The sequence below is a fragment of the Pseudomonas sp. Pseusp16 genome (assembly GCF_047324915.1).
Lineage (GTDB): Bacteria > Pseudomonadota > Gammaproteobacteria > Pseudomonadales > Pseudomonadaceae > Aquipseudomonas > Aquipseudomonas fluorescens_CD.
Window position 1 is genome coordinate 5825102 of record NZ_CP168522.1, and the last position, 17912, is coordinate 5843013.

A 17912-nucleotide genomic window follows, 5' to 3' on the forward strand; every position below is an offset into this window, starting at 1 on the left:
GTGTGCTTGCGTTCATCGCGAGCAAGCTCGCTCCTACAGGGTGGCAGATGCATTTCGGTTCATCGTCCACCCAGCGCTGTGATTCCTCCCGCAAATCCAGATGCGTCCGATTGTTAAAAAACACCTGCACGTCTAACCTTCGCATCATATTCGACTCGGCAAGATACGGGTCTTTCAGACGAAACGCAGTATCCCCATCTGTAATGCGCCCAGGATCAGGCGCAAGGTTTCGTCATGCATGGCAGGAGGCGTCACATGCGCTCATTTCTTTTGCTGCTGATCGGGTTGGCAACCGCGCCGGTGATTTTGGCCGCGCCGAATGCCGAGCTATCGGAACCGGTGGGCGGCTGGCGTTTCAACGGTCTGTTGGACCGTAGCGAAAACCCGCAAGTCGCCTACCCCACGCCGCCGATCGACCGGGGCGTGCAGCGCAATCGCACGATGATCGAGGGCCGACTCAAGGCCATCGGCACTCAGCGCGGGCCGCACACGTTGGCGGTCAACGGCAATCCGCTGAATCTCTATACCGACGAGCAAGGGCGTTTTGCCCGGCCCTATGCGTTTGGTGCCGGTTCCAACAGCGTTGAAGTCCGCAGCGCCGAAGGCCAGTCCCTCAAGCGCGTTCAGTTTTACGAAGCCAACAACCTGCGCACGCCGGCAAAGATTCGCGTGGTGCTGGGTTGGGACGATCCGAAGGCCGAACTCGACCTGCACATCGTCACGCCCGATGGCCAGCATGCCTTCTGGGCGCACCCGGCCTTGACCAATGGTGGCGGCCTCGACCCTGACGGCGTCGATGGCCCGGGTCCGGAAATGTTCACCATGACCGCACCGCTGCATGGCACCTATCTGGTTTACGTGAACTATTGGGGCAACTTCGGCAGCGGCGGCTATAACTTCGATGAGGCCAGCAACCAGAACGAGGTGATTACCTCGCAGATCAATCTGGTGCTCAACGAAAACACCGTCGATGAAAAGCGCGAGACATTCATCGTGCCCCTGCGCGCAATCGGCGACCTGCTGCTGGTCAAGACTTTCAACTACTAAGCATCCCCGCTCCACGGATGAACATCGGGTTTTGTGAACATGAGTGATAGCACTGTTACCCCAGCCGCTGGCGCCCCCGCGGCCAAATCTTCTGTGCATTGGCCGACGCTGCTGATCGGGTTATGCCTGGTCGTAGTCGTGGCCGGTGGGATCGGGTGGTTCATGCACAAGCCCAAGGCCCCGGCGCCTGCGTTGGCCAGTGACAAGCTGGGTATGAGTCGCCCTGATGGCTTGCTGGAAACCCATTCCTTGAGCCAATTGCCCAAGGACCTGCTGGCAGTGCCGTTCCTCAAGGAAACCCTGACCGAAGATTTTGTCTTCTATTACGAAACCCACGCCGATCGTCTGGGGTTGATCGGCAGCCTGCGGCGGATCATCTACGAACACGACCTGAAACTGCAGGACACCTTGATCGAGCAGCTGTTCGATCAGCCTGCCGACGTAGCGTTGTGGCGCGGGGCGGATGGGCGGCTCAAGGATTTCCTGCTGGTGATGGATCGCGGCGGGCTGGCCAAGGTGCTGGAGCCGCTGGCCAAAGTCGCGCTGGACGACTCGCAGCTGAGCAAAGTCGCTGACCTGAAGGTCGGCATCGAAGGCGTGGCGCTCTATCAACTCAACTACAACGCCAGCAAGGCGCTGCTGTTCGCATCCCATGGCGACAAACTGGTGGTGCTGTCCAATCCGGCGAAACTCTACGATCCGCAAAGCGGTGCAATGGAGGAACCGGGTAGCGTGTCGACCACGGCCATTGCTGCGCTGCTCAATGGCGAAAAACTGTTTCCCGAAGCCTTCGGCCTGGCGCCTCGTGAACCGCAAGTGAAACAGCGCCTGTCGGTGAATGCCAGCGTGCTGGCCATGGGTTACCAGCGTTTTATCCCGAACTTTGCCGGCCTGCGCTTCGACATGGACGACAAGGGCTGGCACAGTTTTCTGGCCATGGATGAACTGGAGAATCAGCCGGACTTCGATTTCAAACCGATCTGGCAAGCCATGCCCATGGGGGCCAGCGCTTGCGTGGCGTTGCCGCTGGCGGCCGAACAACAGAAACCGCTGCTGGTGAAACTCGGTGCCGAGGAGAAGGTAGCCCAGGCGCTGACAGAACACATGGCCGGTGCGGCGGGCCTGTGCTGGTATGCCGATTCACGGTTGTACACGCCTTTGCTGGTGGCCAGCCTCAACGCTGACGACAGCGGCAAACTCGATGGGGATTTGGGCAACCTGTTCGGCTCGATGGTCGGTGCCTACGAGAACAACGTCGAAGACGGTGCCTTCCCGGTGGTGGAAAAACAGGCAGGCCAGAGTCGCCAGTGGCAACGCCAGGTCAGCTCCAGCTTCGGTCCCTATGCGGCCAAAGAGGCCGAAAACCCCGACGCCATCACCGGCAAGGCGTTCATGAAAGTGAGCCTGGCGCGCCACGGTTCAACGTTGCTGTTTTCCCTCGACGACAAGCTGGTGGACAAGGCCCTCGGTACCCTCGACAAACGCTTCCCGCCGATGGCCGACGTGGTGCCCAAAGACCTGCTGATGCCGGTGTATTTCGGCCCGGACTCCATGGCGCAACTGATGCAGCAGGAAACCCTCGACAGCCTGCCCCAGGACATGGAACCGGTGTTCTACAACGCTGCGCAAACTTACCTGATCCCGAAACTGCGCAAGCTCGGCGGTTACGGCAAATACGCCCTGACCTTGCCCGAAGGCAGCGAGCCCGACGGCCATTGGCAGTGGCTGCCGCTGGAGTGGAAAGCCCTGTGACGGCATTGATCCGCAGTCTCGGCCTGCTGGCGTTATTGCTGAGCGCGGGCGCCCGAGCCGTCGAGACACCACCGCTCGACCCACAGCAATCCCAGGTATTTCGCGCCTGGTTCGTGCGCATCGCCCAGGAGCAACTGAGCCAGGGCCCGAGCCCGCGCTGGTATCAGCAAGACTGCGCCGGGCTGGTGCGCTTCGCGGCTAACGAAGCGCTGAAAGTGCATGACGACAAATGGCTGCGCAGCAATGGCCTGTCCAATCGCTACCTGCCGCCGGAGCTGCAGTTGAGCGATGCCCAGCGCGGTCTCGCCCAGCAATGGCAGCAGGGCGGCGGCAAGGTCGGGCCGTACGTCAATGCGATCAAATTGATCCAGTTCAACAGCCATCTGGTCAGCCGTGATGTGGCTCAAGCGCGCCCTGGCGACCTGATGTTTTTCGATCAGGGCGACGACCAGCACCTGATGATCTGGATGGGCCGTTACATCGCCTATCACACCGGCACCACCACTCCCACCGACAACGGCATGCGTTCGGCAAGCCTGCAGCAACTCATGACATGGAAGGACACCCGATGGATACCCGACGCAGCCAACCCCAACTTCATCGGCATCTATCGACTGAATTTTCTCTCCCAATGAACGGAGCCCGCATGCTGCGCCTGTGCTCGAAATTGCCGTTGCTGCTAGTCCTGTTTTTGTCCGTGTCGGCGGTCCGTGCGGATGATTCCGTTGCGCCTAGCGGTTATACACCGGTGGCCGGCGAGAGTTTTTTCCTGCTGGCCGACAGCAGTTTTGCCAGCGACGAACAGGCGATGGTGCGCCTCGAAGCGCCGGGTCGCGACTATCGCCGGTTTCGCATGGAACCCTACGGCGGCGCCGACATTCGCGTGTATCGCATCGACAAGCCGCTGGATTTCCTCAAGCGCCAGAAGAACCTGCATCGGGTGGTCAGTGATGGCCAGTTCAAGGGTGAAGGTCTGTCCAACACCCTCGCTTACCTGTGGGACAACTGGTATCGCAAATCCCGTCGGGTGATGCAGAGGGCGTTTTCATACGAGTCGCGTAAACAAGTCACCGAGCAAGTGCCGGAACTGAAGATGGGCAATGCGATGGCCGCGCCAACGCCCTACGATGCACAGCCGCAATTCGCGCTGATACCGGGTTTGCCGGTGGTCAGCCAGTTCCGTTATCCGCTGTGGCAGGCCAAGCCGATCCAGCCACCTGCCGGGGTGAACCTGGCCGGTTCTTCCAGTGAGTTCGTCAGTGTCGCGCCGGGCAACCTGTACATCCCGTTGGGCAATCTCAAACCGGGTCTGTATCTGGTGGAAGCGCTGATCGGCAAGTACCGCGCGACGACCATGGTGTTCGTCTCCAACACCGTGGCGGTGAGCAAGGTTGCCGGTGACGAATTGCTGGTGTGGGCTGCGCGCAAACACGAAGGGAGTTCGGTGCCGAAGGTCAATGTGTTGTGGACCGATGGCCTCGGCGTGATGAGCAGCGGCGCCACGGATAGCGACGGCTTGCTGCGCCTGAAACACGTCAGCCCCGAGCGTTCGTTCGTGATCGGCGAGGACGAAGAGGGCGGGGTGTTCGTCTCCGAAAATTTCTACTACGACAGCGAAATCTACGACACCAAACTCTATGCCTTCACCGACCGGCCGTTGTATCGGCCGGGGGATTGGGTGTCGCTGAAAATCGTCGGACGTGAATTCAAGAACGCGCGGGACTCGGTGCAGCCAACCGCTGCCGACATCAACGTGACCGTGCTCGATGCGACTGGCACGGCGCTGCAATCCCTCGATTTGAAGCTCGATTCCAGGGCCGGCACCCAGGGCCGTTTCCAGTTGCCGGACAACGCCGTGGCCGGTGGTTATGAACTGCGGTTCAACTACAGGGATCAGGCCTACAGCAGCGCCTTCCGCGTCGCCGAATACATCAAGCCGCACTTCGAGATTTCGCTCAATCTGGCCAAACAGGATTACCGTACTGGCGAACCGGTCAAGGGTAGCCTTGTGTTGCTGTACCCGGACGGAAAACCGGTGGCCAATGCGAAATTGAGCCTGAGCCTGCGCGCTCAACAGCTGTCGATGGTCGACAACGAACTGCAATACCTCGGGCAATTTCCGGTGGAGCTGACCAGTACCGAATTGACCACCGATGCCAAGGGCAACGCGTCCCTCGATTTGCCGGCCGTCGATAAACCGAGTCGCTACATGCTCACGGTGTTTGCCAGCGACGGCGCGGCGTATCGGGTCAAGACCACCAAGGAAATCCTCATCGATCGCGGTGCGGCCAATTTCCGCTTGAGTGCGCCCCGGCGCTTCAGCGCGGTGGGTGACAAGGTAGCCTTCAGCTATACCCGCGAAGGCGAGCAGGTCGAAGCCGTTGCGCCTGGCAGTTACGGCTGGGTGCGCCTGGAGGACCAGAGCACCGGCGAAGGCAAACTCGCGGCAACCGACAAAGGTTTCACCCTGGCCTTTGACCGGCCGGGCACCTACAACCTGATGCTCAAGGATGAGCACGGTCGTGTGGTCGGCGCCACCGGGCATTCGGTCACCGGCGAAGGTGTCAAGGCCGTACCCGGCACGGTGGAAATCGTCCTCGACAAACCCGAGTACCAGGCCGGCGATGAAGCGCTGGCGTTGATCACTTTCCCGGAACCGGTCAGCGATGCCTTGCTGTCACTGGAGCGCGACAAGGTCGAGGCGACCGCGTTGCTGTCCAGGGGCGGCGACTGGCTGAAGATGGAAAAACTCAGCGATACCCAATACCGCGCGCGCATCCCGGTGAAGGACGGTTTCGCACCGAACCTGACCTTCTCGGTGCTGTACACCAAGGGCGGCCAGTACAGTTTCCAGAACGCCGGCATCAAGGTGATCACGCCACAGATCGACGTGGCCATCGCCACTGATAAGGAAACCTACCAGCCGGGTGAAACCGTCTCGGTGGACCTGACCACCCGGTTCGCCGGCAAGCCGATGCCCGCGCACCTGACGGTCAGCGTCGTCGATGAAATGGTCTACGCCCTGCAACCTGAAGTCGCGCCGAGCATCGACCAGTTCTTCTATCACCCACGGCGTAACAACGTGCGCACCAGCGCCAGTCTGTCGTTCATCAGTTATGACGTCGCCTTGCCGGGCAGCCCCGGTGCACCGGGCAAGGCCAATCGCAGCGAGCGCGGCGTGAAGGTGCTGGAGCGGCCGCGTCGCGAGGACGTCGACACGGCTGCGTGGCAGCCTGAATTGCTGACCGATGCCAACGGCAAAACCCGCTTCACCTTCAAGATGCCCGACTCCCTGACCCGCTGGCGCATCACCGCCAGGGCCATCGCCGATGACGGTCAGGTCGGGCAGAAGAAGCAATTCGTCCGCTCGGAAAAACCGCTGTACCTGAAGTGGAGCGGGCCGAGCCGATTCCGCGCCGGCGACAAACCGGACCTTGGCGTATTTGCTTTCAGCCAGACCGAGAAACCGGTCAAGGCCGAACTGGTGACGCATTACGCCGGCAACGAGCAGCGCGTGCCATTGACCTTGAACAGCGGCATCAACTACATCCCGTTGCCGGCCTTTGAGCTGGCGAATGGCGAGTGGAGCGCCGAGCTGGTGCAGGACGGCAAAACCGCTGATGCCCTGGCGGTGCGCCTGACCGCGACCGGTGAAGGCTGGCAAGTGACGCAATCGCAGAGTCTCGAAGTGGGCGGGGGCGATACGCCGCTGACGTTGCCGGCAGACGCCAGTGATGTTCGCCTGCGTCTGGATGACAGTCCGCAAGCATTGTTCCGTTCTGCCCTCGACGACCTGTTGAGCTACCCCTACGAGGGCGTCGAGCAGACGGCCAGTCGCCTGTTGCCGTTGAGCATCGCCTACCCGACGCTGGCGACGAATCCGCAGATCCGCGATCGCTTGCGCCTGATCATGCAAAACAGTCGCCTGCGCCTGATACAAATGGCCGGCCCTTCGGCATGCTTCACCTGGTGGGGCATGGACGGCGAGCCAGATGCGTTCCTCACCGCCTACGCCTATTACGCCGACTGGCACGCCAGTCAGGTGCTGGAACTGAGCCTGCCGCCGGAGCATTGGCAGCGGGTGCTGGAGGTCTACGCCAAACAGGCGAACAACACGCCGCTGTTGCAGCGGGCGCTGATTCTGTCGTTTGCCAAACAGATGCAATTGCCGGTGAACACCTTGCTCAGCGGTTTGATGGACGATCTGGCGAAGGCCGGCGAGGGTAATGCCGCCAACCTGCTGGAGGACGGCGAAGACAGCCTCGTCATGAGCGATCCGGATTCGGCGCTGGGCCTGGCCGCAGCACGCGTCTTGACCGCCTCGTTGGCCAAGCAGTCGAAGGTCAATCTGCCGGACGCTTTCAAGCGGCAACTGGCCGACGCACAACAGCGTCTGGCAGTCAGTTCCCAGCCGTTTGCCGAAGCGCTGAACCTGTCGCTGCAACCCTTCGATCAGGCTCACGTTCAGGCATTGCTGCAGCGTTTGCTGCCGCAGCAATCCACGCTGGAACGTGCGTTGGCGTTGACCTGGCTACAACACAGCATCGAGCAGGCCGCGCCGGCCGTTGCTTTGAAACCGGGCGAGGGCTGGAAGCCGGAACAGGGCGCTACCGGCGAGACCTATTGGGTTTGGCAAGGCGCACAGTTGCCGAACGTGTTGTCACTGACCGGCGCGCAAGAGCGTCCGCTGCGTGCAGCATTGAGCTACCGGAGCCAGCAGCCTGTGGTCGATCCGATGGCCGTGACCATCACCCGTCGCCTGTCGCGTCTGGTACCGGGGGATGAAGCCTTCACCTTCAAGCTCGAGGCGGTCGGCAACGCGCCGCTGTCCAGCGATAACCTTTATCTCGACGAAGTGATCGTCACCAGCAAAGCCACCAGACCGCTGCGCTACGGCCTGCTGGAAGTGCCGTTGCCACCGGGCGCGGATGTCGAGCGCACGACCTGGGGCATCAAGCTCATGGGCAAGGCCGGCACCGAGCCGACAGCGCTGGAGAAGGCGCGGTTCGAACCGGGGCAAATGGCTTATGCCGTTCCGGTCGACGCCTTGAGTGGCGAATTGCGTCTGCGGCATCTGGTGCGATTCTCGCAGAAGGGGCAGTTCAACTTGCCGCCGGTGCGATTCACCCAAGTGTATGCGCCGCAGCATCAGGCGATGGAACAAAAGCCAGCCCTTGGCCAGGTCACGGTTCACTGACGTGCACAGGCTTCTGATGGCTTGTCTGCTGTGTTTGATCCCTGCGCTGGCGACAGCGCAGGACGAACCGCTGCGCCTGGCTTTCAAGGATGATTTGCTGTCGTTGAATCGAACTCAGGTGATCAGCCGCGAGCCGCTGCCGCAGACGTTGCAGACGCCGCTGGGCAGCGTGTGGAAGTTGTTCGTCTACGCCTGGCTGGTCGATAGCGGTGCACACGAGTCGCCTTATGAATGTCGCGGCCAGTCGAAGGACGAGGTTTATTGCTGCACGGCAGGCGGCAGGATCGAGCGCGATCAGGCGTTGGTGAAGTCATGCGGTTTGTATTTCGAACCCGCGCGGTTGGGCATCAGCGATGCCGACTGGCGAGCCTATTGGCAGACGCGGCAGGCGCCGCGATGGTTGCTGGACTTGCCTAAGCTGCAACCTGCTACTCGGGTTTCAGTGGCAGAGTTGTTGAAGGTGCTTTCGGTACTGCCAGCACAGGATCAAGCCCGGCGTGTGTTGCTCGATGTGGTGCTTAATGCCGCTGATGGCCATGTCGTCGGCGAACTCGGAAGCCGCCTGCGGGTGAAGACCTGGAGCTGGTTGGCGGATCAGGATGCAACCTCGCGCCAGGGCGGGTTTGCCGGTTGGGTGGCGGATGGCACTCCGGTCTGGGCCGGAGGACGGGGCACCAGTCAGCGGGTACTGCGTGATTACGCACAGGCATTGTCTACGGCGATGCCTGTTGCATGGCCTGCGGATGCAGGGAAATGCGTAGAAGTCGACCTGTTCTCCCGCTACCCGCTTCGGCGCGTGCTTTCGGAGGGCACCGCGGTGACTTCCGGAGCGTTGCAGGGCGACTACCGCGTTGAATTCGCCAACGGTAATGCGCTGGATATCCACAGCGACGGCGAACTGTTTCTGCTGAACGACAAGCTCGTGGCTCGCCTGGATCGCGAAGAGTACGTTGCCCGTGTTCTCCAGCGCGAAGCCAGCGCCGAACCGGTCGAAGCCGCCAAAGCCCTGGCCGTGGCCATCCGCACGTACCTGCTGCAAAACGCCACGCGCCGTGGTGACTGCCTGAGCATCGACGACAGCAGCAGCCGGCAGCGGGTCGCGCCGCGTCCGGCGGCGCCCGGGGCTCGCGACATCGCCGCGTGGACCAGCGACCTGGTCCTGACCGGCAGCACCGTCACCTACCATTCCGATCAACCCGGCCCGGACAGACTGTCCTGGCAGCAAGCCGTCACTCAGGCCCAGGCCGGTCAGCGCTACGACGCCATCCTGATGCACGCCTACCCGCGCGCCAGTCTCAGCCGCTGGGACAACCCGGTCGCGTCCTGCGAAGCATTGCCCGCCGCACAGGAATGGCTGCAGAAACAACGGCGCGGCTGGCGCCCAATGCTTGAAAGCGAAACGGGCTACAACGAAGTCAGCACCTTCGCCGTATGCCGCCTTGCCTTCGGTCGCCCCTATGTCGACCGCGAACGTCAGCGAATCTACGTGCGTGGCGCGCAGACACTGCAAGACCGCCTCGACCTGACCCACGAATACCTGCACCTGGCCTTCGAAGCACACCCCAACGGCCAGGATGAAACCTACATCGAAGGGCTCGCCCGCCACCTCTTGCTGGAATAGGCCATGAAACTCCGTTATCCACAGGTCTTGCTGTTGCTCTGTTCGCTGGTGGCGCTGTCATCGGTGATGGCGGCCGACAGCGTCAAGCTCGACACCCCCGCAGGTGGCTGGCGCACCGGCGCGCCCGAGGGCGAAGGGGAAAGCTTCCGGCAAACCGTCAACTACCCGGCCTCGTCGGTGAACACCCCGACAGGGCAGGCCAATACCGCTCGCATCAGCGGGCAGATCAAGGCCACAGCCAAATCGACAGAGCCCGGTCGACTGATCGTCAACGGGGTGAGCATGCCGCTGAAAATCGACCCGGCCGGCCGTTTCGACCGCCCGTTTTCATTCCCCAACGGCAGCAACAGCGTCGAGGTTCGCAGCCCTGATGGCCAACAACGTCACCGCACGCAATTGCTCAACAGCAGCGGTGGCGCGACCCCGGCCAAGTTGCGCGTATTGCTGTCCTGGGACAGCGACAATACCGATCTCGACCTGCACCTCATCACCCCCGACGGCGCGCACATCTGGTACGGCGACCGCGTCGTCCCCAACGGCGCAGCGCTCGACGTCGACGTCACCACCGGCTACGGCCCGGAAATTTTCGCCATGCCCGCGCCGATCAAGGGGCAATATCTGGTGTATGTGAACTACTTCGGTGGCGGGTACAGCAGTGATGAGGAGGGGCAGGAAGACGCGGTGCAAGCGCTGACCACGGCGCAGGTAACGGTGATTACCGAAGAGGGGACGCCGAGCGAGAAGATGGAGACGTTCCTGGTGCCGATGCGTGCGGTGGGGGAGCTGACGTTGGTGAAGGGGTTTAGTTATCCGTGAGGGGGATAGTGACAGCAGTGCTGACACTATTCGTTTTACTTGTCGCAGCAGTGCTGCGACAAATTCAAGTGCTGAGCAGTTCACTTTCTTTCAGGCATTAAAAAGCCGGCTTGTGGCCGGCTTTATTATTAGATTTATGCCGTATTTTGCTGGTGATTAGCAAGTTTTTTATAGCTGTCCCCCCATTTATCCCCCCACTCGGTTTCCGCGAGGCATGCGATCTTGCTACTGATCGCCGTTTGGTCAGGTTTGTCCTGGGTCCTAAGCCTGGCGCCATGTGCTCTTAGGCATCGGGGGATGCTCACTCAAGACGCCGTCGAAAGCATACGGGGGGGGAGTAGTTTATCCAGCCATGGCTTTACATATTCGGGCCTCTCAAGCCCCGTTAATCTGCCGAACCGTGGCGCAACGTGGATCATCTCAAAGCTTCCGCCGCCGCTCCAAGAGGTCGTGTCAGTTACCCCTCCTGGATCTGTCCCATTAACTACGTGCGTCAGTCGAGGAACCATGAAGTCTAAGACCGTTTGGGCATTGCGCTCAGCGACTACCCATCGCCGCCCCATTTTGTGAGCCACAGCTGCCGTCGTCCCGCTACCTCCGAAAATATCCACCACCAGCTCCCCTGGGTTAGAGGCAATGTGGATGATGCGTTCGAGCAGCAATTCAGGCTTAGGCGTGTCGAACACCTCTTTGTCAGGGAACATTGACAGAAGATGGCGCTTAGCATCGTCATTTGTGCCGGTATCTGATGTCCCCCAAACGGTGAATGGGACAAGGCCTCGCAACTGACTCGCAAAAAGCTTGAGCCGTGGTGATCCGTCACCGCCTTTCGGGAACCATATCCGGTCGTCCGCTATCAAGTCTCGATAGGTGGGCTCCGTGGCGTACCATGAGCGGCCTCGCGGCGGACGTAGAGCTCGTCCAGATGGTGCAATGATTTCGTATTGCTGGGCGCTCCTAAAACCGGGAGCTGTAAACGGAGCATCTCCCCATGGGCCTCGCGGGTCGTCATCCTTATTAAGGAGATGGGCGTTGTCCTTTACGAGCAGATTTCTAGTGGTTTTCCATTTCTTCGGCCCGCTTGGGGCGTACACAAGAATGGTGTCGTGATTGGAGGAGAAGGCAGCTCGCGAGTCTCGCGTGGTCTTTTTCTGCCATATGACAGATGTCACGAATGCAGTCTCGCCGAAGACTTCGTCCATTACTGCTCGGGCACGATGCACTTCGCTGTCATCCAGATGTACCCAAATACTCGCGTCGTCGGCAAGCAGTGGGCGAATTGCGATGAGTCGGTCGCGCATCATGCTTAGCCACATCGACCTATTCATGGTGTCGCGGTACTGTCGAAAGTCCACCTGCGTATTGAAGGGCGGGTCTATGTAGACGAGCCGGATGCCTCCGTCGAGGACTGACGTCCGTTGGCGCAGTGCCTCCAGAACATCGAGCCCGTCGCCAATGGCTAGTACGTTGGTCTGAGAGTCTATTGGATGGTTCGTGAGGGCCTGAACGTCAAAAGGTTCACTTAGTCGAGGATCTGTGGGCTGCACCCACTCGTAGCTACTCCCGCCTGAGGCGCGCAGTGCCAAGTCTTTGTTCGGCCAAACAAGCTGAATTTCAGACATAAGAGCTCCAGAGTTGAGACGTATCAGACGGTGATGCGTTACCTACGTCATACATCCTGTTAAAATACCTCTAGCCGATTTAACGGCGAAAAGAAAGAGATCAAATGGATAACTGTGCTTCAAAATTGGATCAGGTAGAACTACCTTTTGTCAGCTCCATCCATCATCCGCCTATCAAGCCTTTTGTCAGGTGGGTGGGTGGCAAATCGCGATTGCTATCACGCATTCTTCCGCACGTGCCTGACAATATTCAAAATTACTACGAGCCATTTCTCGGCGGAGGAGCCGTGTTCCTGGCTTGTGTCGGGCGCGTTTCCGGTCGCTCAAAATTAGCAGACCTCAATGAACACCTCGTAGCGGCTTGGGTTGCAATGCGAGACCATCAGCCTGCGCTGCGTCCGCTCCTCGATTGGTACATGGAGAATGACTCCAAGGAATTCTACTACGAGGTTCGCTCGGCCGCTCCAACTTCCCTTATCGAGAAGGCTGCACGGTTCCTTTACCTAAACGGTGTTTCTTGGAACCATCTTTGGCGTGAAAATTCACGTACAGGTGCGATGAATGCGCCTTGGGGGGACCGTCGTTTCAAAGGTTTTGACGACGCTTCCATGGCAACCTTAGAAAAAGTGTTAGGGCGGGCAGACATCGTCGCTTCTGACTTCCGAGAGGTGTTGAAGACCGCCTCGTGCGGTGATTTCGTCTACCTTGATCCGCCGTATTTACCTATTTTTTCGCGACCAGATACTGAAAAAGAACCCACTGCGAAATTTAACAAATACACCGCGAAGACCTTCGAGGCGATTGACCTCATTGAGCTCGCAGATATTTGCGCCGATCTATCTCGGAGAGGGGTGAAGTGGATTATGTCCAATCGCGATACTGAATCAGTTCACGAGCTTTTCCCTGATAGCGAAATCATAAAGTTCACAACCCATCGTTCGCTAGCAGCGCAGAGCCGTCGAGAGGTTGAAGCACACCGGTCGCCGGAGGCGATCATCATAGGGAGAGGTTGAATGTCTGCTTTGCCAGTGGAATGGGTGCTAGTGATCTTTTATGGACCTTCTGCGCATCGTGCAACGTATGGGCGCCTAGGCCGCAGTAATTCAGAGGACCAAACATACACGAAAGACTACATTCAGCTGTCGAGGAAGGACGAGTTCATTGCTGCCGTGAAGCGGTTCTTCCCAGAGGCAAATGAAAAAAGTCCGGCGCCTCTGACGTACAAGTGGCCAACAGGAACCGCTACAGGCGCACTCGTCTTGCGTTCTGCTGATCGTCCACACCTCAAATGGGAGACAAGTATCGGTGCTCCCCAGGTTTGGAGGATGTCAGTTGCGCCAAGTGAAGTTACTGCTGAAACGATACCAGGCGATCCGTCTCACCTTGATATTGCTGCTGCCGAGAATGAGTTTGCGTTACTTGCGAGTCGTGGCGCAGGGCAGCCATATCTAATAGCAGTCAAGCTGTTGGATGATCCAGGCACATTGCATTTACGCGCCTATCTGGAAGAACCCAGTGAGGAGTATGCTTGGGGTGACATGCAACTTGTTCCGCAGAGCATTCAGAATTTAGCCACGAATACGTCGCAGAGATCAGCACTTGCATGGTCGACAATCACAAGCGGTGGGGTGGCTCTAGATGCAGAGGTTAATGATGCTTTGGTGCGGCTGACTGCATCGGAAAATCCTGTGTCGGTGATTGATGCACTTGATGTAGAAGTGGCCAGCGCACTAGCTACCTACCTCCGAAGCCCCGGATATGGCTTGTTTTTTGACCCTGCTCGCAACCATGATGCATGGTTACAGGCGGCACCATTAGATGAGCAGTTCGCTGCATCCGCCAACGTTTTTCTAGAGATGCTTGAAGCGCGTTTCCCTATGGTTCCGCAAGGGGATGCTGCCGCCGAAACGTTGGAAGTATCTGCCGAAGAGGTCGATGCGTTCCGCGACCAAATCGAGCATGAAAATTATGAAGTCGCAGATTCTCACGCCACAGTTAAAACTAGAGGTAGCGCTCAGAGGGCGTTCGCTGATGCGGTGAAGACTAACTATGGCTATCGGTGCGCCATCACCGGAATTGAAAGCAGAGATTTTCTCGTCGCTTCTCATATCGTCCCGTGGAGTGTAGATCAAAGTATTCGCCTTGATCCGTCAAACGGCATCTGCCTCTCACTTCTCGTAGATCGGGCGTTTGAGAAAGGCTATTTAATTATTAAAGACGATCTTACTGCTTGGATCGACTGGGAAAAAGTCGGTAACGACGAAGCACTACGTGAGCAGCTTTTGCCATACGATGAGCAGAAATTGAGCGTGCCTGAGGAGCAATCCCCGAAGTTGATTTATCTTCAGCGAAGACGTGCGTTGATTAACCCAGGCGACTAGTTTTCCTTCCGTTCGTAAAAGACATTATCTCGAAAGTCTGCCTCAGTCACCGGGCGAGGCAGATCATCCGGTCTGCTACGATTCAGGGCATTGAGCAAAGTGTTTAGGGGGGGGCGTCTCTCAAGAAAACGCCTAGCCATGAGGTACTTGCTGGCTAGGTGTTTGCGAGGCGGGTGACCCTTTCCAACTGCGAGCAGCTAGGCATGTACCTAAAGTCATTTTTTCTTATAAGTGACTATTAGTGTGCTCACGACGAAATACTTCGCTATTTCGTAGTCTGGGTCGTACGTGGCGATATTGTGAGCGGCTATTGCCAGCCCTGCGGCTAGGCCACCCATTATAGTCCATGCACTTGCAGCCACAGCGGCGATTCGGCCTGCAACATATACCCGACAGCTCAGACCTTCTGCTTCGATGAGTTTTTCAATTGTCTCGACCGTATTTCCAAAGGAGTAAGTGGGTATGTCTTTTATCGTGAATGTTTTTTTCTGAGAAATTAGCCTCGATATTTCTTCGTTGGTAATGCTAGAGGCCGAGTAAACACCAGTATCCATCGTGAAACTCCTTGTTTTTTACAGAAGGCATAAAAAGCCGAAAACCAACCTTAAAGGTTGATTTTCAACCTGTGAAGCTCTTCATGTCAATGAGGTGGTACCCAACTATCTAGGTTGATATTGGGAGGTGCCATGATCGATAGCGATCAGAAACATTTGGCGGGCGTGGTGGGGCGTGCAATTGCGAAGCAACGCATTCGCAGTGGCTTGACGCAGGAGGAAGTGGCCGAGCGTCTGGGAATTGGCAACGAAGCCGTCTCCCGCATTGAGCGCGGTATCGTCATACCTAATATTGAGCGCCTGCTAGCGTTTGCCGGAATCTTCGGATGTGAGGCGGCGGAGCTTTTGACCGAAGCCAGTTCGCGCCCGGATGATCAAGCAATTCGGATCAGTCAGCTGTTAACCCCTTTGAGTCATGATGATCGACTGCTGATCTTGAGCTTGGTGGAAAACCTGGCTGAACGCCTAGCAAAAGCATAATCGTCGGATCGCCCGAAGTGATGATGCTGATTTTAGGTGTTGGCGTTCTGATCGAATCTGGCACCGCAACGTAAGCAGAGATAGTTGAATTGGCCGAACTGATATTGCTGCACGTCCTTGGCAAAGGCTGTCATGGCGACGTAGCCGGAGTTAGCGCTGGACAGGCTTTCGCCCAGCAGGTCGAGCAATTGTACGAGGAGGCTTTCATGTTTGGTGTTCGAGTCGATTGCAGAGTCCTGGGGATGGACCTGGCTAACGCCGAGCAGAAAACTATCAATGGTTCCAATCAGCAGGACGGCCGCGTTAGCCGCCTCCTTGGACAGTACAGCCTTGGAATCACAAATCAGGCAACGTGGTGACATGTTGATGCTCCGGTAAGAGAGGAGACCACTGAAGTAAGACGTGTATGAGGGAGGCGTGAACCTCCCTTTTATGCTGCAAGTTCTTCAGGCCACCATTTGCAAGGCGGTGTTGAGCGCCCGTTGCTTAATGACCGCCCCTTGGCCGAACCACGCCGTGTCCATACGGTACTCATTGCTACGAGCGCGGCGCTCATGGTCCACATACTCTGTGACGGCGTTGAGCAGCCCCCAGATAGTGCCTTTAGCGGCTTCTAGCTGAGCACCTCGGCCGTGCCCCTCATACAAGCTCAGCACCTTGTTTAACGCGCGTTCATTCGACATTCCGCTGCGCTCGGGATTAGTGGCCTGTACCTCACACAGCACGCTGCGCAGGTAGTTTTTGGCTTCATGGTCTTTGACCGGGCGTGCCGCGAGCGTGCGCATGCGGTACATAAAGTCGTCCCATTGCGACACGCTGATGCCCAGTTGCTGCTTCACCGCGCGTGGATCGAAGCGCGTGCTGTGCGGTACCTTGATCGCCTGGCTGGCGCCGTTGACGGCGATGGTCAGGGTGTTGTTGCAGACCACTCGAATGGTGGTCGGAGTGGCGGTGGTGGCCAGCGTGCCGTCGCAGGAAGTCGCCAGCAGCAGGTAACCGTTGACCACGTCATTGCCTTTGAGCGCCGTCGATTGCCCGGTGCGCGCCAGTGCCCAGAGCTTGCGTCCGCCTTTCAACACACCCGCAGTTTCCAGCTCATACCCGGAACGTTCGGTCAGGTCCCGGTAAAACTCCAGCACCTCGCGGGGCTGGACCACTTGGTAGCGTTGCGAGACCACCGACAGCGGAGCTTTGGTATCCGAGCGAAAGAGCACCTTCTGTTCTGCAAACGAATGGATGGTGCCAAGGTTGCCGACCGTGTCGGATTTGAAGTGAACCGGACTTTCCTGAATCTGCCAATTCATACCGGCTTCACGCTGCCAGACCTCCAGCGGTTGTTTTTTCGTGAGGCGACTGCCCAGGCCATGCCAAGGGGTAGCGCCGACGTAAGCCATTTGTTCAATGAGGTGGGCCATGAGGAGTTTCCTTTCAGTTGCGCACGGCGAAGCCGCTGAGCAGTCAGCAGGGATCAATCAGCGTGCGAGGGATGTGACAGGGAGGGGGAGCAGCGGATTAGGTGCGGAGCGGTTGCATCAAGTGTGGGACGAGCAGTTCAAGCGTAATGACGGCAGCTAAACGACAAACCACAGTTGAGACAGCTGTAATTGTCGAGCACCTGATCGTCGATAATTTCGCCGAGTTTAGCCCCGGTGATACAACCGGTTGCGGCACCAATCAATCCGCCGAGAATGGCACCGGTCATAGTGCTTGCTGCAACGGCAACGGGGCCACCTGCGAGTCCCATGACAGCACCGGCCTCCGCGCCAGCGAGGGCGCCTTGCGCGCCTTGGGTGGCGCCACCGAGGGTGCCGATGAGCGCGCCGAGTTTCCTGGCGAAATCTTTGGTTGTTACAGAGGCGGATTGGCAATTTGGGCACTGGGTGGTGGTCATGAGAGATTCCTATGCAGAGTTAATTAAGGTGGCATCGTTGCACGGCATATAGCCCTCCAGGCAGGTCGCCTGGACGATTTTCTTGGATGTGAATTACTGAGTCGGGAGAGTTGCTTGGTGCGCAGAAATTCAGGTTCGTGATGTAGGACCGAGATTTTTTTGACTGTAACTTTCAAATTGCAGGCAGGCGCCTTCTGCTATTCACGCTATTCGTAGCGTGCCAATGAGGGATTTACAGCCGTGGTGACGCGTTACAGTAGTCGTCCACTCGTCGGATTTGAGGCGTTGTTTTGCGCGGTATGGCTTGATTTGTGCTTTGTATTCTCGATCTAGAATCTGTTTGGATCTTGCTGGATTGGTTTGGATCGAGTTGGACGAGTCTGGGAATAGACATTTCCGACTGGAAAATCCCATGAGAACTAAGTTATTTGCCTGAGAACTAACTTTCGGAGGGTCCAAGGCACGTATCCGCCTACGCGCACGCTCGCGAGGTAAACAGTCATGATCCGTCAGGAGCCACGGTGCTGCGTTGTAGGCCTTCCCTGAGAAGT

General features: G+C 58.3%; 14 protein-coding genes. 9 read left to right on the forward strand and 5 right to left on the reverse strand.

Annotation, left to right across the window (positions count from 1 at the left end; all coding sequences use genetic code 11):
- The first annotated feature begins 255 nt into the window (after nucleotides 1-255).
- The 6 genes from ACEN8Q_RS26455 to ACEN8Q_RS26480 are packed head-to-tail and all read left to right on the forward strand — an operon-like array spanning nucleotide 256 to nucleotide 10433.
- The gene (locus ACEN8Q_RS26455; RefSeq protein WP_413427358.1) at nucleotides 256-1047 is read left to right on the forward strand and encodes a YfaP family protein; all 792 of its coding nucleotides are present in this window, start codon (nucleotides 256-258) and stop codon (nucleotides 1045-1047) included.
- Between the two features lie 39 nt (nucleotides 1048-1086).
- Nucleotides 1087-2799 (forward strand): DUF2138 domain-containing protein, encoded by a 1713-nt coding sequence (locus ACEN8Q_RS26460; protein WP_413427357.1) that lies wholly within the window; start codon nucleotides 1087-1089, stop codon nucleotides 2797-2799.
- Nucleotides 2796-3434: a DUF1175 domain-containing protein gene (locus tag ACEN8Q_RS26465; protein WP_413703948.1), complete on the forward strand. Its 639-nt coding sequence runs from the start codon at nucleotides 2796-2798 to the stop codon at nucleotides 3432-3434. The genes ACEN8Q_RS26460 and ACEN8Q_RS26465 overlap by 4 nt, the downstream gene beginning before the upstream one ends.
- A complete protein-coding gene (locus tag ACEN8Q_RS26470) occupies nucleotides 3431-7996 on the forward strand; it encodes an alpha-2-macroglobulin family protein (protein ID WP_413703949.1) in 4566 nt (1521 codons plus the stop codon). The genes ACEN8Q_RS26465 and ACEN8Q_RS26470 overlap by 4 nt, the downstream gene beginning before the upstream one ends.
- Nucleotides 7997-8012: 16 nt before the next feature.
- Nucleotides 8013-9617: a DUF2300 domain-containing protein gene (locus ACEN8Q_RS26475; RefSeq protein WP_413705518.1), complete on the forward strand. Its 1605-nt coding sequence runs from the start codon at nucleotides 8013-8015 to the stop codon at nucleotides 9615-9617.
- Between the two features lie 3 nt (nucleotides 9618-9620).
- On the forward strand, nucleotides 9621-10433 hold the full coding sequence (locus tag ACEN8Q_RS26480) for a YfaP family protein (protein WP_413423585.1): 813 nt from the start codon (nucleotides 9621-9623) through the stop codon (nucleotides 10431-10433).
- Between the two features lie 305 nt (nucleotides 10434-10738).
- Here the strand turns inward: ACEN8Q_RS26480 and ACEN8Q_RS26485 are convergent, their stop codons facing one another.
- Nucleotides 10739-12055 carry a site-specific DNA-methyltransferase gene (locus tag ACEN8Q_RS26485; RefSeq protein WP_018925710.1) on the reverse strand — a complete coding sequence of 439 codons (1317 nt, stop codon included), beginning with the start codon at nucleotides 12053-12055 and terminating at the stop codon, nucleotides 10739-10741.
- A gap of 104 nt (nucleotides 12056-12159) precedes the next feature.
- Between ACEN8Q_RS26485 and ACEN8Q_RS26490 the strand changes: the two genes are divergently transcribed.
- Both ACEN8Q_RS26490 and ACEN8Q_RS26495 read left to right on the forward strand, forming a co-directional pair.
- Nucleotides 12160-13068 (forward strand): DNA adenine methylase, encoded by a 909-nt coding sequence (locus ACEN8Q_RS26490; protein ID WP_413703950.1) that lies wholly within the window; start codon nucleotides 12160-12162, stop codon nucleotides 13066-13068.
- Entirely contained in the window at nucleotides 13069-14436 is a 1368-nt protein-coding gene (locus ACEN8Q_RS26495) for an HNH endonuclease (RefSeq protein ID WP_413703951.1), read from the forward strand.
- A gap of 215 nt (nucleotides 14437-14651) precedes the next feature.
- Here the strand turns inward: ACEN8Q_RS26495 and ACEN8Q_RS26500 are convergent, their stop codons facing one another.
- Nucleotides 14652-14990, reverse strand: a complete 339-nt coding sequence (locus tag ACEN8Q_RS26500) for a hypothetical protein (protein ID WP_413703952.1) — start codon at nucleotides 14988-14990, stop codon at nucleotides 14652-14654.
- Between the two features lie 132 nt (nucleotides 14991-15122).
- Here ACEN8Q_RS26500 and ACEN8Q_RS26505 point away from each other — a divergent pair, with 132 nt between their 5' ends.
- Nucleotides 15123-15470, forward strand: coding sequence for a helix-turn-helix domain-containing protein (locus ACEN8Q_RS26505; protein ID WP_413703953.1), 348 nt, complete (start codon nucleotides 15123-15125; stop codon nucleotides 15468-15470).
- Nucleotides 15471-15502: 32 nt separating this feature from the next.
- Here ACEN8Q_RS26505 and ACEN8Q_RS26510 read toward each other — a convergent pair whose 3' ends face one another.
- The 3 genes from ACEN8Q_RS26510 to ACEN8Q_RS26520 all read right to left on the reverse strand — a co-directional run bounded on the left by ACEN8Q_RS26510 (nucleotide 15503) and on the right by ACEN8Q_RS26520 (nucleotide 17361).
- The gene (locus ACEN8Q_RS26510; protein ID WP_413703954.1) at nucleotides 15503-15832 is read right to left on the reverse strand and encodes a hypothetical protein; all 330 of its coding nucleotides are present in this window, start codon (nucleotides 15830-15832) and stop codon (nucleotides 15503-15505) included.
- An 84-nt stretch (nucleotides 15833-15916) separates the two neighbouring features.
- Nucleotides 15917-16885 (reverse strand): DUF932 domain-containing protein, encoded by a 969-nt coding sequence (locus ACEN8Q_RS26515; RefSeq protein WP_413703955.1) that lies wholly within the window; start codon nucleotides 16883-16885, stop codon nucleotides 15917-15919.
- A gap of 137 nt (nucleotides 16886-17022) precedes the next feature.
- Complete coding sequence (locus ACEN8Q_RS26520; protein ID WP_413703956.1) at nucleotides 17023-17361, reverse strand: hypothetical protein; 339 nt, start codon at nucleotides 17359-17361, stop codon at nucleotides 17023-17025.
- Nucleotides 17362-17912: the final 551 nt, after the last annotated feature.

Excerpts from the sequence above, each read along its gene's own strand:
- ACEN8Q_RS26495 (WP_413703951.1), top strand. The coding sequence starts at position 13,069 with ATGTCTGCTTTGCCAGTGGAATGGGTGCTAGTGATCTTTTATGGACCT.
- ACEN8Q_RS26490 (WP_413703950.1), top strand. The coding sequence starts at position 12,160 with ATGGATAACTGTGCTTCAAAATTGGATCAGGTAGAACTACCTTTTGTC.
- ACEN8Q_RS26510 (WP_413703954.1), bottom strand. The coding sequence starts at position 15,832 with ATGTCACCACGTTGCCTGATTTGTGATTCCAAGGCTGTACTGTCCAAG.
- ACEN8Q_RS26460 (WP_413427357.1), top strand. The coding sequence starts at position 1,087 with ATGAGTGATAGCACTGTTACCCCAGCCGCTGGCGCCCCCGCGGCCAAA.
- ACEN8Q_RS26455 (WP_413427358.1), top strand. The coding sequence starts at position 256 with ATGCGCTCATTTCTTTTGCTGCTGATCGGGTTGGCAACCGCGCCGGTG.
- ACEN8Q_RS26520 (WP_413703956.1), bottom strand. The coding sequence starts at position 17,361 with ATGACCACCACCCAGTGCCCAAATTGCCAATCCGCCTCTGTAACAACC.
- ACEN8Q_RS26475 (WP_413705518.1), top strand. The coding sequence starts at position 8,013 with ATGGCTTGTCTGCTGTGTTTGATCCCTGCGCTGGCGACAGCGCAGGAC.
- ACEN8Q_RS26485 (WP_018925710.1), bottom strand. The coding sequence starts at position 12,055 with ATGTCTGAAATTCAGCTTGTTTGGCCGAACAAAGACTTGGCACTGCGC.
- ACEN8Q_RS26515 (WP_413703955.1), bottom strand. The coding sequence starts at position 16,885 with ATGGCCCACCTCATTGAACAAATGGCTTACGTCGGCGCTACCCCTTGG.
- ACEN8Q_RS26470 (WP_413703949.1), top strand. The coding sequence starts at position 3,431 with ATGAACGGAGCCCGCATGCTGCGCCTGTGCTCGAAATTGCCGTTGCTG.
- ACEN8Q_RS26500 (WP_413703952.1), bottom strand. The coding sequence starts at position 14,990 with ATGGATACTGGTGTTTACTCGGCCTCTAGCATTACCAACGAAGAAATA.
- ACEN8Q_RS26505 (WP_413703953.1), top strand. The coding sequence starts at position 15,123 with ATGATCGATAGCGATCAGAAACATTTGGCGGGCGTGGTGGGGCGTGCA.
- ACEN8Q_RS26480 (WP_413423585.1), top strand. The coding sequence starts at position 9,621 with ATGAAACTCCGTTATCCACAGGTCTTGCTGTTGCTCTGTTCGCTGGTG.